Source organism: Paenibacillus sinensis (assembly GCF_019904155.1).
GTDB classification, from domain to species: Bacteria; Bacillota; Bacilli; order Paenibacillales; family Paenibacillaceae; genus Paenibacillus_AQ; species Paenibacillus_AQ sinensis.
The window spans coordinates 21,344-37,678 of sequence record NZ_JAHCMB010000077.1; the positions used below are offsets into that span (position 1 = coordinate 21,344).

The 16,335-nt window shown below is 58.6% G+C and carries 10 protein-coding genes; 3 read left to right on the plus strand and 7 right to left on the minus strand.

The features are described 5' to 3' along the window. The first annotated feature begins 305 nt into the window (after positions 1-305). The gene (locus KIH86_RS30085) at positions 306-356 is read left to right on the plus strand and encodes a putative holin-like toxin (protein WP_231884788.1); all 51 of its coding nucleotides are present in this window, start codon (positions 306-308) and stop codon (positions 354-356) included. Positions 357-579: 223 nt separating this feature from the next. Here the strand turns inward: KIH86_RS30085 and KIH86_RS09555 are convergent, their stop codons facing one another. From KIH86_RS09555 to KIH86_RS09565, 3 genes are all read right to left on the minus strand, one after another. Then, positions 580-2,973, minus strand: a complete 2,394-nt coding sequence (locus KIH86_RS09555) for a transglutaminase family protein (protein WP_223084211.1) — start codon at positions 2,971-2,973, stop codon at positions 580-582. After that, entirely contained in the window at positions 2,942-4,420 is a 1,479-nt protein-coding gene (locus KIH86_RS09560; RefSeq protein WP_223084212.1) for a DUF58 domain-containing protein, read from the minus strand. Before KIH86_RS09560 ends, KIH86_RS09555 begins: the two co-directional genes overlap by 32 nt. A 127-nt stretch (positions 4,421-4,547) precedes the next feature. Beyond that, positions 4,548-5,999 carry a polysaccharide deacetylase gene (locus tag KIH86_RS09565; RefSeq protein ID WP_223084213.1) on the minus strand — a complete coding sequence of 484 codons (1,452 nt, stop codon included), beginning with the start codon at positions 5,997-5,999 and terminating at the stop codon, positions 4,548-4,550. 113 nt (positions 6,000-6,112) lie between these two features. Here KIH86_RS09565 and KIH86_RS09570 point away from each other — a divergent pair, with 113 nt between their 5' ends. Next, complete coding sequence (locus KIH86_RS09570; protein ID WP_223084214.1) at positions 6,113-6,763, plus strand: DedA family protein; 651 nt, start codon at positions 6,113-6,115, stop codon at positions 6,761-6,763. Here the strand turns inward: KIH86_RS09570 and KIH86_RS09575 are convergent. From KIH86_RS09575 to KIH86_RS09585, 3 genes are all read right to left on the minus strand, one after another. Further along, positions 6,720-8,000, minus strand: a complete 1,281-nt coding sequence (locus KIH86_RS09575) for an MFS transporter (RefSeq protein ID WP_235775334.1) — start codon at positions 7,998-8,000, stop codon at positions 6,720-6,722. The genes KIH86_RS09570 and KIH86_RS09575 overlap by 44 nt on opposite strands. A 205-nt stretch (positions 8,001-8,205) precedes the next feature. Beyond that, on the minus strand, positions 8,206-9,717 hold the full coding sequence (locus KIH86_RS09580) for a DHA2 family efflux MFS transporter permease subunit (RefSeq protein WP_223084215.1): 1,512 nt from the start codon (positions 9,715-9,717) through the stop codon (positions 8,206-8,208). Further along, entirely contained in the window at positions 9,714-10,163 is a 450-nt protein-coding gene (locus tag KIH86_RS09585) for a MarR family winged helix-turn-helix transcriptional regulator (protein WP_223084216.1), read from the minus strand. Before KIH86_RS09585 ends, KIH86_RS09580 begins: the two co-directional genes overlap by 4 nt. 536 nt (positions 10,164-10,699) lie before the next feature. On the opposite strand from KIH86_RS09585, the gene KIH86_RS09590 reads away from it, so the two are divergent. Next, positions 10,700-11,875, plus strand: coding sequence for a serine hydrolase domain-containing protein (locus KIH86_RS09590; RefSeq protein WP_223084217.1), 1,176 nt, complete (start codon positions 10,700-10,702; stop codon positions 11,873-11,875). A gap of 99 nt (positions 11,876-11,974) precedes the next feature. Here KIH86_RS09590 and KIH86_RS09595 read toward each other — a convergent pair whose 3' ends face one another. Further along, entirely contained in the window at positions 11,975-16,318 is a 4,344-nt protein-coding gene (locus tag KIH86_RS09595) for a 2-hydroxyacyl-CoA dehydratase (RefSeq protein ID WP_223084218.1), read from the minus strand. Positions 16,319-16,335 lie beyond the last annotated feature (17 nt).

Genomic DNA, 16,335 nt, shown 5'->3' on the forward strand with positions numbered 1-16,335 from the left:
GCCAGGCATCCAAAAAATGCGACGGCGGGCAGGTTCTCCAGGCGAAACACGCCTTCTATTCGAGAGAGTTCAAAGCCTGCATCGCGGCCTCAAAAGACAGCCGATTTTAACAGACCCGTCAACGCAGAGTCCACCGCCGCATCAGCATCTCAAGCTTCGCAAACAGCAACCAAAATCTTCAAAACATACCAACCACAGTATGGTATGATAGCAGAGCAATAGAAAGGCTGATATGGGCGGTCGGCTAATCTCCCGGAAGGGAGGTGATGCCTGTGGAGGTTTATCAAGCGTTGTCCCTGATGTTCATGTTCGGCATGTTCATTCTGGCACTGCTGAGTTACCTCAAAAAGAAATAGACCGCCCTGCTCAAGGATAACGGTCTATTTCTCGAGGCCTGCCTTATAAGCCGCCGCCCTTATTGCGCGGAGAGTCGTGTTGGAGCACGGCTCTCTTTGCCATTGTACGTTAATTCTGGACTCATTATACCACATCTTGAATTCAGATATATTATAAAAAGAGGATACGCGCCCGGCCCACTGGGCACATGCTCTCCATGCGCATGCTTTCCGGGGATCGCCTTCAACCGAGTCGTGTCACTATAACGCGGCAATCCCGGAGGAACTGGCGCGCGTCTTGTCCGACAGCAGAAGCATCCCGGGGAGTCTCCGGAGGACGATACGCCAGTGTCTCCCACTGGCGTACGAACCTCCCGACGGCCGCTTGCAGGCCGGCGTCGTCGATGGGCAGGGACGCGGCGTATTCGCGTCCCGTCGCTCCCGGCGGGGGCGGGCCGAACCGGACGGCCAGCGCCCGCCACGCCAGCGCGGCTGCGGGGATCAGCCGCTCCCGCCGCGCTGCGCCACGCGACAGGCGCAGCAGCGCAAGGCCCCGCCGCCGGCTCCAAGCGGCGGCGGTCAGCAGCGCCGCTGCTGCCGGCGCTGAAGCGCGGCCGCCCGTAGGCGCCGGGTCCGCCAATGCCGGCCCGGCGGCCAGCGCTGGCGCCGCATCCCCCGCCGCGCGCGCGGTTACAGCCGCGGCGGAGTCCCCGGGCGGCTGCGCGGAGCCGCCCGCCGCTGCCGGCGTCGGGTCGAAGGGCACCCAGCCCGCGCCGGGAAAATACACTTCAACCCAGGCATGCGCGTCCCCTTCGGTCACGGCGTACCGGTGAGCGCCGGGTCCGCCGACCGGCTTGCCCGTCGAATAGCCCTGAACAAAGCGCGCGGGAATGCCGACGCTCCGCAGCAGCACGGTCATGGCGGAAGCGAAGTGGGCGCAGTAGCCCTTTTTCTCCTCGAACAGAAAATCATCCACAAAATCCGCCCCCGCCGGCGGCACGCGGGTATCCAGCGAATAGGGATAAGTGGATCGCAGATAATCCCGGACCGCGATTGCGGCATCGTACCGGTTCGCGGTTCTCTCCGTCAAGCTGACCGCCAGCGTTCCGATCCGTTCCGGCAGTCCGGCCGGCAGCTCCAAATCGGCGGATAACCCGGCAGGATCTTCTCCACTGAGCCGGCGCAGCACGGCAGGATCGCTCTCGGGAAGCGCCGATTTCACCGTATAACCGGTCACTCTGGAGGTTCCCGCCAGCTCCGGAAACGAAACTTCGTCTGCTTCGGCTCCCGTCATGACGTAGCTCAGACGGCTGCCATCCAGCTGCCGGATGTCGGTTAAGGAGACGATCTGCCCGGCCGCGAACACCGGATTTCCCCCGGACGATGGCTCAGCGAACACGATGCGCTGGATAAGGAGGCCAGGCTTCACCGCCTCTCCCTTCTCCAATGCCTGCTTTTGACGGGCCGCCAAAGCTGCCGGCGTCAGCGGCCCGGTCTCTCCGCTGCTGCTCCTCGTCCAGCCCCGCCCGTCGTAGCGGTCGAGACTTTCTCCGCGCAGGTAGGCAGGCTCCCGGCTCTCGACCGTGAACACAGGCCGCGAACTGGGCGCAAGCGGCGCGCCAAGCTCGCGGCCATCTCCATAGCCAGTCGTTCCCTGGATCTCAAGAGCGCTGGTGCGCAGCTCGCCGGCTGCCCAATCCTGAAGCTGCCGGGCAGCCGCCTTCAGCTCTCCGATACCGTTTGCCTGCCCGCCGGGAAGCTCGGTGCCAGCCCAGGCTGAAGCGGCAAGCACCGCCCCCAGCATGCAGGCCGAAATCCCCCATTTCATAAAGGGAATGCGCTCCGTCTCCCAAGGCCGGTCCAACAGCCGGGCCATGCCGCCCAAAGCCTGCATGGCCGCGATCAGCAAGGCGGAGACCATGATATCAAGAGTGGTCGAGATGCCGAGCCCCCGGTCCAGGATCAGCAGATACAGAAGCGTAACCCCCGTAAACAGCAGCGTGCTGCCCCGAAGTAGGGCGAGATGCTGCACCGAGACGACCAGCAGACACCAGCCGGCAAGGAGCAGCAGCAGTCTGCCCGGGTCACCCATCTCGGAGAAGCGGCCCGACAGAAGCAGCAGGGCGTCATAGCCAAGACCGGCAGGCAGGCGCAAGGCCGGGGCGCCTCCTTCAACTGCGCCGCACAAATAGAGCCATGACGCAGCAGCGACGGAGACCCGCACGGACGTCATAATCCACGAGCCGGAGCGGAACAGTCCGACCAGCAGCAGCGCTCCTGCGGCAAGAGCCAGCACATCCAGCACCCGATCCTTATCGCTGCCCCCGTTCATCCCGTACAAAGGATGCAGCCAGGCAGCAAACAAACCAAAGAGGGCCAGGGAGAACAACGCCTGATACCCTATAGGAGCATCAGGTCTATCAGAGTGCCCGGCCTCCCCGCTGCCGGTAAGCGTCCAGGCCGCAGGCAGGCCGGTAACGTTAAACTTCAGACCGGCCCCTCCCTTCGCGCCCAGTTCGGAAAGCCGCCGGACAGCGGAGGCGGGGATCGCCGCTTCCTGCCCCGCATCGTTCCCCGCCCGCCCCGGCCCCTTGTACGTTCCGGGATCAGGAAGATGTCTGCCGTCTGAAGCGTTCATCCGCAGCTCCCTCCCCGCGGGCGGAACATACCATGGCTTCCAGACAGTACAGCCCGGCTCCCAGCCTTCCCAGACTACCGCAGAGTGACGGCTGCTGCTGCGAAAGGGACCGGAACGCTTCGGCCGCACCGTGTCGGTAAGGGGCCGCTTCACCGGAACGCCATGAGTCAGCCCCGCCATTCTCATTCGCGGACGCTTCACTCAGGCGTTGTGCCCTGTCCGGACGGCCTAAGGACGGAGCAGCTCCCTCCTCCGAAAGGGAAAGGCCAAGAGAGCCTTGTCTGCTTCCCGTCGCCATATCCCACACGTAATACAGGTCGACCCGGATTCCGTGGGCAAGCAGACGGGAGATCGCCAGCGCCGTGTCCCGGTTCGGACAGCCGGTTACAACGGCCACGCTCATGCCCGGAATCCACTGCCGGGAGGCGTCCTCCAGAAGATCGGACAGCGTGCGAGTCCCGTCCGGGGCGATTTCCGCCAGCAGCTCCGGCACTCTGGGCGGCAGCGCGCCGAGTCCTTCATATCTGGCGATCCCGTCCGGCCAGCCGCCGGTGAAGAGCTGGGCATAAGAAGCGTTCCGTTCAGCCGCAAGCAGCAGGCCCAATACGGCCGAGACGGCCAGCTCGAAAGCTGGCGTCCCGGCAAAGAAGCTGCCGCGAGGAGGCAGGCGGTCGGCAGTCGTCTCATAAGAAGAGGGATGGTTGTCCAGCACCACGCAGAGCATATGGCCTTTCTCCCTCTCCGGAACTCTAAGCTGCATGGCACCCTTTCGGGCCGAGCTCTTCCAGTCTACCCGGTTCAACGGATCACCCGGCAGGTAATCCCGAATCCCGGTTTCGTCCGGACACTCGGAGCTAAGCCGGTTCGCCGGCCCTCGGCTCATCCTTCCTCCCATGGCGGCTGGCAGCTCCCCTGTATACAAAGGGGCGGGCAGCACCAGAAAGCTCTGGTCCGTCTCCGGCAGACATGATCCGCCGAACCAGCCCGGCAGGTCTCCCCAGCCGACCCGGCAGGAGCAGAGCCGCTGTCTGCCCCGAGGCAGCCCGTCCAGCCGGTAGCTGTAGCGGAAGCTGCGCCGGAAGCCCGGAAACAGCAGCATCCGGTGATCGCCGCAGGTCCAGCGTTCCTCCACCATCATCCATGGCAGCGGCAGCCGGGAGCGGAAACGGAGGCTGACCGTTACTTCAACACTGTCCCCTGCCTGCGGCTTCGGAGGATTCACCGTACGGGTGAGCTCGACTCTTCGCGGACCGGCCGCGTGGAGCAGCAGCCCGCCCAGCGTTCCGAGCACGGCGAAGATCAACAGAAACCTCAGAGCCGGACCGCCCAGCGTCCCGTAGAGGACGCCGACTAGTCCCAGAACCGCCAGCGCTCTTGCCCATTGCACAGGCAGGCTGGGACCGGACGGATTATCGAACCCGCCTGGCAGACTTGATTTCTTGTTCAATGGCTATCTATCCCTTCCATGGACACTTTTACTTCATAGTGTTCCCATGAACAGGGCCGGACAGACCTTGGAGGCGCCGAACCGGAATGCCGTGAATATACAAATTGCCGGACATTCCTGCCCGGCTTCATGATGCCCGGACCCGCCGCTCCTCCGGCGTGGACGTAGCGAAAACCGAAGTATAGCCGGCCGTGCCCAGCAGATCACGCAGCGGAAGCCACAACGCATCCGCCCGGAGGGCGACAGCCGACGCAACCGTCCGCTCTGCTCCGCCATCCGTCACGGTTAGCCCGCCGCCGACAGCATCGGCTGCAATCGCTCTTCCATTCAACAGAACCCGCCCGCAGCGGGCCTGACTGTCCCAGGTTACCCGCCCGCCCAGCCGCTCCACAACAGCACGCAGCGGCACATAATAGCGTCCATTCTCCAGGCTGTATTCTCCAGGCTTCAGCGTGAAGCTTGAGCCTGCCGCCTCAACGATCAGCGGGCGGTCACCCTCCAGCAGGGCGGCGTTCGGCCCGATATGGGCGGCGACCCAGCTCATCTGCGGCTGGGGACGAGTGGCCATGGATTTATTCCCATGAACTTTGAACTGCACCGGCTCCTCCTCCGGGTCGAGAGTCCGGAATGAATAACCCGCCGCCTTGTAAGCCTCGATGATCCGGGGCAGCGCCTTGGCGCTCTCCTCATGGCCTGATCCGTCATGCAGCAGCAGCACGACGCGAGATGATTTCAGGTTCGCGACCGAGGCTGACGCAATGTCGGCGGCCGGTACTCCCCTGCGTGCAGAGTCTCCGCTGTCAACCGTCCAATCCGTTACCGTATAGCCCGCTTGCTTCAACAGTTTGAAGTAGGTATCATCAAAATGTCCGGCCGTTCCGCCGGGAGCCCGCACCAGACGCGGCCGCTCTCCGGTAATCTGGTTCAGGATTTCTTCCGTTTTTTTAATCTGGTTCCAGAAGTGTGTAAATCCGCTGTATAAATCTTTATAATTATGATCATAGGAATGATTGCCGATGACATGTCCCTGCGCCCGGATTTCCCGGATCAGGTCGGGATGGCTCTGCGCCCCGTCTCCCAGCACAAAGAACGTCGCCTTGACGTTCTCCCGCTGCAGAATCTCCAGCACCTGCGGCGTTACCCGGCTCGGACCGTCGTCAAAGGTCAGATAGACGATCTTGCCCGCTGGTTCTGCCTTAACCTTGACCGCCGGAGAAGCCGTCTTGCCGGCAGTCTGAGCCGCGCCCGGATCGGTTCCGAAAGCCTTCTGATTATTTACGGAAGCCTTGGACAGATGGACAGAGCCGTCGGATTGTCCGCCGGAGCCGCGATCCGCCAGGAGCGTCGCTTCATCGGCAGATTTGGCTCCGGAAGCCGCATTGCCGCCACCAGGACCGGCAGACTCCGCCTTCTGGCGTCCAGTCCGCTCCGCTGTCTGAACTACGCCGCCCTGGGCGACAAGCTCCCGTGCACCGGGGATTGCCCCAGCTCTCCAGAAGATCAGGATCAGGGCCGCCGCTGCGGCCACTGCAGCAAGGAGCCGGACCATTATGCGGATGCCGCGCTTTTTCCAAGCCATATTTCTCTACCTCCAGCATTCGATTGGCATTTATGCCTGTGCTGGATTATATGAGGACAAGCCGCGAAATAGACATGCCCTCCGATGCGTAAATCAAGGAGTGACCCCTAGAAATGGAAATGCTGAAATGGATACAGGAGCTGTTCGCCCAATATGGTTACAATGTGCTGTTCTTCGGGCTGCTGCTTGAATTTATTGCCTTGCCTTTTCCAGGCGAGACGACGATGGCTTTTGCAGGCTATCTGTCTTATACGGGAAGACTTGATTTCATGGTGCTGATTCTGGTTGCCTTCCTGGGAACGACAGTAGGGATGACGATCACCTATTTCATCGGTTTGCGGGCCGGTTTGCCCTTCATTCAGCGGTACGGACGCTGGTTTTTCTTCTCTCCGGCGAAGCTGGAGAAGACGCAGCGCTGGTTCGGAAAGTATGGCAGCCTGCTGATCACCATCGGCTATTTCATTCCCGGCGTCCGCCACTTTACCGGCTATTTCTCCGGCATTATCGCGATCCCATTCCGGAAGTTCGCCCTGTACGCCTACTCGGGAGCCTTGGTCTGGGTGATCCTCTTCCTGTCGATCGGCAAGCTGTTCGGTCCCCAGTGGACGGTTATCTTTCACATGCTGGAATCCTACGCTCCGTGGATCGCCTTGTCCGCCATTCTGCTGGTGGCGCTGATCGTGGCCTATCGGCTCCGGATCGGCTACAAATCCCGGCTGCTCACCGAGGCTGCCCCGGTCCATGAAGCTCCGAAGGAGCCTTGAGCTTCCGGCTCTGTCCGTTCCTGATCCAGGCATAGCCCCCCAGGAACAGGGCAATGCCCGCAAAAATCAGTCCGCCGGTGAAGCCCAGCATCCTCGGCTCCACCCTTTCCAGCAGCCATCCGGCCAGCAGCATGGACAGACCGAGAAGCGTGTTGCCTCCCGCCGCCAGCGCTCCGAATACGGAGGGCTGCCAGCGGGCGGGCGTCTCCCGCATCAGCAGCGTATCCAGCGAAGCGTTGCTGATGCCGGATGCCAGCGAGAGAAGCACATACAGCAAGCAGACGGCGATGAAGCTTCCCGACTGACTGATCCCCGTCAGCAGCAGTCCTTCGACCAGCAGGCCGCCGAGCGCCGCCGCCATCAAATTCCCCTTGAGCCTCCGGGCCGCCCAGAAGCTGAGCGTCAGCCCCGCCCCGAGCGATGCATAGAACAAGCCCACCCCGGCATCCCCTTTATGAAAAACCTGAATCGCATAGACACTGATCAGCACATTATCAAGTCCGCTTACCATCGATACCATAATTTCATATCCGATCAGCACCTGTAGAACAATGCTCCCGGCCAGCAGTGCGGCCAGGCCTTTTCGTCCGGGCCGAACCGTCCCGCTCTCCGGTGCTTGGCGGAGACCCGATTCCGTAGAGTCGGCATCTCCCGCTTCTTCAGGAAACGAAATGCCCGAAATAATGACGGCCGCTCCCAAAAAGGAGGCCGCGTTAAGCACAAAGGCCGTATCCGGGCCGAACCAGTAAGAGACGAGCCCTCCCGTCAGGGCGCCCAACACCAGCACACAGCCCGTCATGAGCTGTTCCATCGCGTTCACCCGCTGCAAAGTTTTAGGCCCTGCCAGCAAGGGAATCGCCGACTTGCGGACGGGAGCGTAAACCGCTTCGCCCGCGGCCAGCATGAAGCTGCCGGCGTACAGCAGCCACAGCATCCCGGCCCCGTCCACAAGCAGAAAGGCGAGGGCGAAGGGAATGCGCGCCAGATCGGCTGCAATCAGGATTCGCTTGCGGGACAGCCTGCTTCCCAGCAAGCCGCCAAGCGGGGCGAACAGCAGATTCGGCAGAAGCGACAGGCCGAGCGACAAGCCGACGGCCATGCCCGACCCGGTCAGCTTAAGTACAAGGGACAGCATGGCGACCTGGCTGAAGCGGGCCCCGATCCCGTTGATCAGACCAGCGGCGAACAGCCGGTTGTAGCCGTCTTGTCCAAGGCTGCGGATCATGGTTGGATTCATAGTTCGTTCCTCACAATCTAATTAAATAATAATCTAATTAGATACTAATAAAATCAGTTGCCTTTGGCAACCTTTTTTTTGACGGCATCCCGGCCCCTCAAACTGAACAAAAAAGGACCCGCCCGGCTGATATCAGCACTCGGACGAGTCTTTCGATAGGAAATATGAACTTGGTAAATGATTTACCCCGTTATTATTTAACCCGTTATTTTTGCGGTGCGGAGACTGCCTGCTCCTCGGTCTTCAGGAAGTCCGGGGCCGGGGAAGTCTTGCGGATGAATACGGCCAGCACAAGCGCCGCGACCGTTACCCATGTCGCCACGACGAACGCATGCGTGATGCCGTGAATCATCGCTTCCTGCGAGAACTTGGCGAATGCCAGCTTGTCGGTCTGCGACACCTGGCCGCTCATGACAGCATCGGTGATTTCGCTCTTGGTGTGGTTGGTCATAAGGCTGACGAACAGCGCCATGCCGAGTGCGCCGCCGACGGTACGGAGCGTGTTGGACATCGCCGTTCCGTGCGAGCTCAGACGCTGCGGCAGCTGATTCAGACCGGCCGTCGTAATCGGCATCATCAGCATCGACATGCCGAACATGCGGGCCGTGTAGGTCAGAATCAGATGCAGATAGGTGGTCGAATCGGTCAGACGGCTGAACTCCCAGGTTGTAATAATGGTAATGATCAGTCCGATAATGGACAGCCATCTGGCGCCGATCTTGTCAAAGATAATACCGGTAATCGGAGACATAATGCCCATCAGAATTGCGCCCGGCAGCAGCATCAGACCGGATTCCATCGGCGTGAAGCCGCGGATGTTCTGCAGATAGAGCGGCAGCAGAATCATGCCGGAATACATCGCCATCGTTACGATAATGTTAATGACGGTCGTCAGGGAATACATGTTATAGCGGAAAATCCGGAATTCCAGCATCGGCTTCTTGGCAACAAGCTCGCGCCATACGAGCAGAATGAGACCGGCCACGCCGACAATCAGCGAGACCAGAACGGTGCTGCTGTTCCAGCCGTCGGTTCCCGCTTCACTGAAGCCGTACAGCAGGCCGCCGAAGCCGAGCGTTGAGAAGACAATCCCCATTTTATCCAGCTTGGGCGAGGTCTTCACTGTCACGTTCTGCATGAATTTCATACCGAGCAGCGTTGCAAAAATGGCCAGCGGAAGCACGATATAGAACAGCACCCGCCAAGAGTAGTTCTGCACAACCCAGCCGGAGAGCGTCGGGCCTACAGCCGGAGCGAAGATCATGGCAACCGCCATAAGGCCCATCGCTTTGCCCCGCTCTTCGATCGGGAAGATCATCAGGAAGACGATATTCATAAGCGGCATCAGGATACCCGCGCCTCCGGCTTGAATAACCCGGCCGACCATGATCATCTCAAACCCGGTTCCCAGTGCACAGACAAGCGTCCCCAGTGAAAAAAGAATCATCGCCGTTATAAACAGCGCGCGCGTCGTAAATTTCTCGACCAGATAGGCGCTGACCGGAATCAGAACGCCATTCACCAGCATAAAGCCGGTTGTCAGCCACTGGGCCTTGCTGGCCTCAATGTCCAGACTCTTCATCATCTGTGGCAGAGCCACGTTCATCAGCGTCTGGTTGAGCAGCGCGACGAAGGCGCCGATCAGCAGCGCCGCTATAATCGGGCCTCTGCGAATGTTCTTAGCCGCCGCAGCGGCATTCGCGGTTATTGTACTCATAATTCTTCTGTTTCTCTCCCTTGTTCCAAAATTTCCAGTATGCGGCCATGTATTCGAAGCAGCTCCTGCGAATCCTCGATCGGAATTTCCGCCAGCGGAAGCAGATGCTTTCTGAGGGCCTCTCTGCTGTTCTCCACAATCCCCCGGCCTTTGTCCGTCAGTGCAACCCGGAAAATACGCCGGTCTTCCTCGGAGCGCTGCCTGGTTATGAGATCCGCCTTCACCATCCGGTCGACCAGACCGCTTACCGAGCTGTTGCCCAGATAGAGCCGGTCCGCAAGCTCAGTCACCGAAAGCTCCGGGCAGCGCTCCAGCTTCCGCAGCACCAATAGCTGGGTTGGAGTGATGTCGAGCTGCTCCGCATCTTTCCACAATAACTGTTGAACCGCGTGGTTGATGCGCCGGAAAGAGGATACGATTTCGTCAAGCTGTTCCCTTCTTTCCATCTATTTCCCAACCTCCATCTGTATTAAATCCATATATTTCGCATACGAAATATTTTACTAGCTAATAAATGTATCGTCAATACATTGCTGAAAATTTCTGAAACTTACCTGTTATGATTCATTTGTTTTAGTATTGGCATGCACAGCTTCAATCCATGCCCCATTCATGACCGGATCAGCTCGTAAAAAAAGGCCAATCAGCTAAAAACTGGTTGACCTGATCATAGCGATTTAATCTTGCGGGGCGGTAAACGATTGAACACGAGGCTCCATGGATCGTGATTTAATGAATTCTATATTTTTATATAATGAGTACTTTATCTTATATTTATTAAGGATTTTATGGGAGTTACAATGAAACGTATCATTAAAACCTATCATTATAGGCCTTTGAAGATGCTCTCCGGCCTCCTGATAACGACCGCGGGTACCGCACAAGTGGGTGGTGTGGCGTTGCATACATAAGGCAAAGATCATGTTCCTGGATGAGCCTAAGATCGGGCTTAAAGATAATTTGAGAAGGAGCTGTAGAAGAAATGCTGGAGTCGAACACAATCGCCCAATTAAAAAGAACATTGAGAACAAGTATCGACAACAATGAAATCGCGGGCGCAAACTTTATGGTAATCAAGAATGGCGACGAAGTTTTTTACCATGAAGACGGCTTGGCTGACCGCGAATCAGGCCGCCCTATAGCAAGGGATTCTATTTTCCGTCTATATTCGATGACGAAGCCGGTTACCGCCACTTCGATCATGATGTTGTTGGAACGTGGAGAAATTGACTTGTTTGATTCTGTCAGCAAGTATATTCCGGCTTTTAAAAACCAAATGGTCGTGAAAAGCGGTGAATGGGTTCAAGCCAGCCGAGAAGTCAGCATTCACGATTTATTGAATATGACATCGGGATTGTTATATGACGGACCGGATTTAGCGGGTCAACATTCATATGCATTGTTTCAAGAATTGGACAGTCGTTTGTTCAGCGACAATCCGATGGCCACAATGGAATTTGCAAGCCGGCTGGGACAAGGTCCCCTATCATTCGAGCCAGGCTCAAACTGGCAATATGGAACGTCGGCAGATGTACTCGGCGCAATTGTAGAGACAGTTAGCGGCATGCGATACGGGCAATTTTTGAAAAAGGAATTATTTGAGCCTTTGGAAATGCATGATACCGGTTTTTGGCTGCCCGAGGACAAAAGAGCGCGTCTAGCGAAAACCTACCAGGATGATGGCAATGGCGGTTTAAACCTGTATACAGGAAATCATCTTGGCATTAATCATCAGATGGATCGGAATCCAGCGTTCGAATCGGGGGGCGCAGGCCTTGCATCCACTATTGATGATGCCGCCAAATTTACAACGATGCTGCTGAATCAAGGCATCTTTAAGGGTGTTCAGCTTTTGAAACCCAGAACGGTTCAATATTTAACATCGGAGTCATTGACGAATTGCCAGCAAAAAGGTTTCGATACCTGGCATACCTTGTGCGGCCACGGCTACGGGAACCAAATGCGTATAATGACCGAACCTGCGAGAGCCGGGTTCATTGGCAGCAAAGGTGAATATGGCTGGGATGGCTGGTTAGGGGCTTACTTCACTAACAGTCCCCTGGACGGTCTGACCCTGTTATTTATGGTTCAGAAAAAAGATGCCGGTACACTGGCGATTACGCGCAAGTTGCGCAATATCGTCTTCAGCAATTTATAGACGGGGAAAAAGGCAGAAACGCGCATTAGTGAAACGGGCAGACTTTAAAAAAGCGGCTGATCCTCTCCAGTGAGAAGATCAACCGCTTTTTTGCTAGGATTAAAACATCCGGAAAGCCGATACCGCAGGTTTGGCCGTATCAACCGTGCTCTCTTTCTTGTCGGTCAGCCCGCCAGACTCGCCCGCTCCGCGTCCCCCTTGAGGACCGGAGGATGGCGGCTGGTGTTCCTGAACGGCGCCCAGATCCCTGGCAATGGACATCATGAGCTTGATCCGGTTCGTCTGGTTCACCACGCTGACCCCCGCGTCGTAGTCGATGGCCGCAATGTTGGCAGACGGATACAGCTCCTTGAGCCCCTTGATCGTCCCGCGCCCGGTGATATGGTTCGGCAGACAGGCGAAGGGCTGGATACACACGATATTATTCGTTCCGTTATCGAGCAGATCCATCATCTCGGCGGTCAGGAACCAGCCTTCGCCCATCTGATTGCCTACCGACACAAGCCGTTCGGCCTTCTCGGCCAGGCGGTAAATATTTTTGTCCTTGTGGGCAAGGCCCAATGTCTCCAGTGCAGCCGTCACCGGCTTGCGGTACATCTCCAGATAGGAAATGAGCATCGGATTGATCACGCCCAGCTTGCGGCTTTTGCCGAACTGTTCGGCCCGGTAGATCGGATTGTATATGCAGTAAAAAATAAAGTCCATAAAGTCGGGCATTACCGCTTCTCCGCCCTCGGATTCGATCAGCTCGATGATCCGGTTGTTGGCATCCGGATGGAACTTGATCAGAATCTCGCCGACGATTCCTACGCGCGGCTTCGCCGCTCCCGTGACGGGGAGCTGCCCGAACTCTGCGGCGATCTCGCGGCAGAGTCGCTTGTATTCGCGGATGGAGAAGGATGACAGACTGTTCTTGCACCGCTCCATTCCCCACCGGAACAGCGCCTGCGCACTTCCCGGAACGCTCTCGTAAGGCCGGTAGCGATTCAGAAGACGCATCAGCAGATCGCCGTAGCAGGCAGCGGCAAACATCCGGTTGATCATTTTGAAGCCGATCTTGAAGCCCGGCTGGCTCTCCAGCCCGGAGGCGTTCAGCGACAGCACGGGAATCTGCCCGAGACCCGCGTCCTTCAGCGCCTTGCGGAGCAGGGAGATATAATTGGTCGCCCGGCATCCTCCCCCGGTCTGTGACATGACGACAGCCGTCCGGTCAGGATCATAATCGCCACTCTGCAGCGCAGACAGAATCTGGCCGATCGTTACGATCGCCGGATAGCAGGCGTCGTTGTTGACGTATTTCAGCCCCGCCTCCGTCGTCTCGGGACCGGAATTCTCCAGCACCTTGAACCGGTAGCCGAAATCCTGGAATACCCGCTCCAGCAGCTCGAAGTGGATCGGGGACATCTGCGGAGCCAGAATCGTGTAGGCCGATTTCATGTCCTTCGTGAACGTTGTCCGCTTCTCCTCCACTCTCGCCGGAGGCGGCGTCGTCTCGCGTTTGTCCCGCTCCCGCATAGCCGCGAGCAGCGACCGGAGACGAATTCGGGCCGCTCCCAGATTGCTGATCTCGTCAATCTTGATCATGGTGTAGACCTTGCCCGAACGCTCCAGGATGTCCTGAACCGCATCGCCGGTAATGGCGTCGATACCGCAGCCGAAGGAGGTAAGCTGAACCAGCTCCAGATCGCGTTGCTCTACGGCGAGCCGGGCCGCACGGTAAATGCGGGCATGATAGGTCCACTGGTTGACGATATTGATATCGCTCTCGCCCCGGGCCAGGTGGCAGACCGAATCCTCGGTCAATACGGCGAGCCCCATGCCCGTGATCAGCTCGGCGATGCCGTGATTGATCTCGGGATCGGCATGATACGGGTGACCGCACAGCAGGATGCCTTTCATGCCGTTCTCTCCGAGCAGCCCCAGCGTCTCCTCTCCCTTGCGCCGCAGGTCGTTCTTGGCGGCCTCGGCTTCCGCTAGGCCCGCTTTCACGGCGGAGGAAATTTCCTCTCTCGGAATTTCCGGAAACGCCCGGGCCAGCCCTTTGGTCAGTGCCGACACGTCGTCAAAGTTCAGGAACGGGCTGACCAGCGGAATGTCCTTCTCCTTCAGACCGTCCATATTGTTTCGGATGACCTCCGGATACGAAGCGACGACCGGACAGTTGAAGTGATTGTCCGCCGTTTCGTCCTCCTTCTTCTCATAGACGACGGCGGGATAGAAAATAAAATCCACACCCATCCCCAGTAGGCTCTGAACATGCCCGTGGACCATCTTGGCCGGATAGCAGACCGCTTCGGACGGGATTGTGTCCATGCCGCTCTCGAAGAGCTTCTTGTCGGACTTCGGCGACAGCAGCACCTTGTAGCGCAGCGCCGTAAAGAAGGTGTGCCAGAACGGATAATTCTCAAACAGGTTCATCGCCCGCGGAATGCCGACGGAGCCGCGCACGGCTTCGGCATCCTCCAGAGGCTGATAGTCGAAGAACCGGTTGTATTTGTACTCCATAAGGTTCGGCAGCGTGTTCTTCTCCCGCTTCCCTCCAGCTCCGCGCTCGCACCGGTTGCCGGTCACATGGAAGCTGCGGTCTGGGAAGCGGCTGATCGTCAGCGGGCAGTTATTGCCGCAACGGCCGCAACGGCCCTGCGTCACCTCGAAGGTGAAGCTCTCCAGCTCAGCCGGACCCAGCACACGGCTTGCTCCGCTCTCCGGCGCATGCTCGCGGGCTAACAGGGCGCAGCCGTACGCTCCCATGACGCCAGCGATGTCCGGGCGGATAACGGTTCTGCCCGTAAGCTGCTCAAAGGCGCGAAGCACGGCTTCGTTATAGAAGGTGCCGCCCTGCACGATGATATGCTTGCCCAGCTCATCGAATCTGCGGATTTTGATAACCTTCTGAAGAGCGTTCTTGATGACGGAGTAGGCAAGCCCAGCCGACAGCTCGGCCAGGGAGGCGCCTTCCTTCTGCGCCTGCTTGACCTTGGAATTCATGAAGACGGTGCAGCGGGAGCCGAGGTTCACAGGCTTCTCCGCCTCCAGCGCCGCCTGTGCGAACTCGGCTACACCTAGGCCGAGCGCAGAGGCGAAGCTCTCCAGGAACGAGCCGCAGCCCGCCGAGCAGGCTTCGTTCAGCATGAGGCTGTCAATAACGCCTCCGCGGATTTTGATGCACTTCATGTCCTGCCCGCCGATATCCAGGATGAAATCGACCTCGGGCATGAATTTGGCGGCCGCCTTGTAATGGGCGACCGTCTCCACCTCCCCGCCGTCGATGCGAAGCGCCGCCTTGATCAGCCCTTCGCCATAGCCAGTCACGTAAGCGCCGGCGATCTGACAGCCCTCCGGCAGCAGCCGGTAAATATCCTTGAGCGCCTCGGTCACCGACTGCAGCGGATTTCCCTGATTACTTCCGTAGTAGGTATGCAGAATCTCGTCCTGTTCTCCGGTCAGCACCAGCTTGGTCGTCGTCGACCCGGCGTCGATGCCGAGGTAGCAGCGTCCACGGTAGGAGGACAAATCTCCTCGCTTGGCCGCAGCCTTTCCATGCCGTGCCCGAAACGCTTCAAGATCAGCCGCGCTCTCGAACAGACGGGGCAGATCACCGCCCTCGGAACGTTCCGAAGTGAAGTCAACGGCCGCAATCCGTTCCCTCCATTCCACCAGCGGCAGAACGTTATTCTCTCCGGCAGACAGGGCGGAGCCAATCGCAACAAAATACTGCGACCGTTCCGGGAACAGAATATCCCCATCGGTCAGCTCCAGCGTTTCCGCGAATCTTGCGCGAAGCTGGGACAGGTAGGTAAGCGGGCCGCCGAGAAAGGCGACCTTGCCGCGGATTTTGCGCCCGCAGGCAAGTCCGGCGATCGTCTGATTCACGATGCTCTGGAAGATCGAGGCCGCTACATCCTCGCGGCGTGCTCCTTCGTTCAGCAGCGGCTGAACGTCGCTCTTGGCGAACACCCCGCAGCGCGAAGCGATCGGATAGATGCGTGTATGAGATTTCGCCAATTCGTCAAGACCGGAAGGATCGGTCTGAAGCAGCGCCGCCATCTGGTCGATGAACGCACCCGTTCCTCCTGCGCAGGCATTGTTCATCCGCTGCTCCACGCCGCCGGTCAGATAAATGATCTTGGCATCCTCTCCTCCAAGCTCAATCGCCGTATCGCAGGAGGGCAGCAGCTCGCCGATCGCCTTGGTGCAGGCGACGACCTCCTGGACAAAGGGAATATCCGCCAGCCTCGACAGGGACAGTCCCGATGAACCACTTACCGAGAGCGATGCCCGTTCCCCCGGGAACCGGTCTTCGACCTGTTTCAACAGGGAAAGGACCGCCCTTTTAATATCACTGTAATGTCTTGCATATTGTTCATGAACAATCCTATTCCGTTCCATCACAACCAGTTTGGCCGTAGTGGACCCAACGTCCAGTCCGATGCTCAGCTGCATCACGCCATCACCATGCC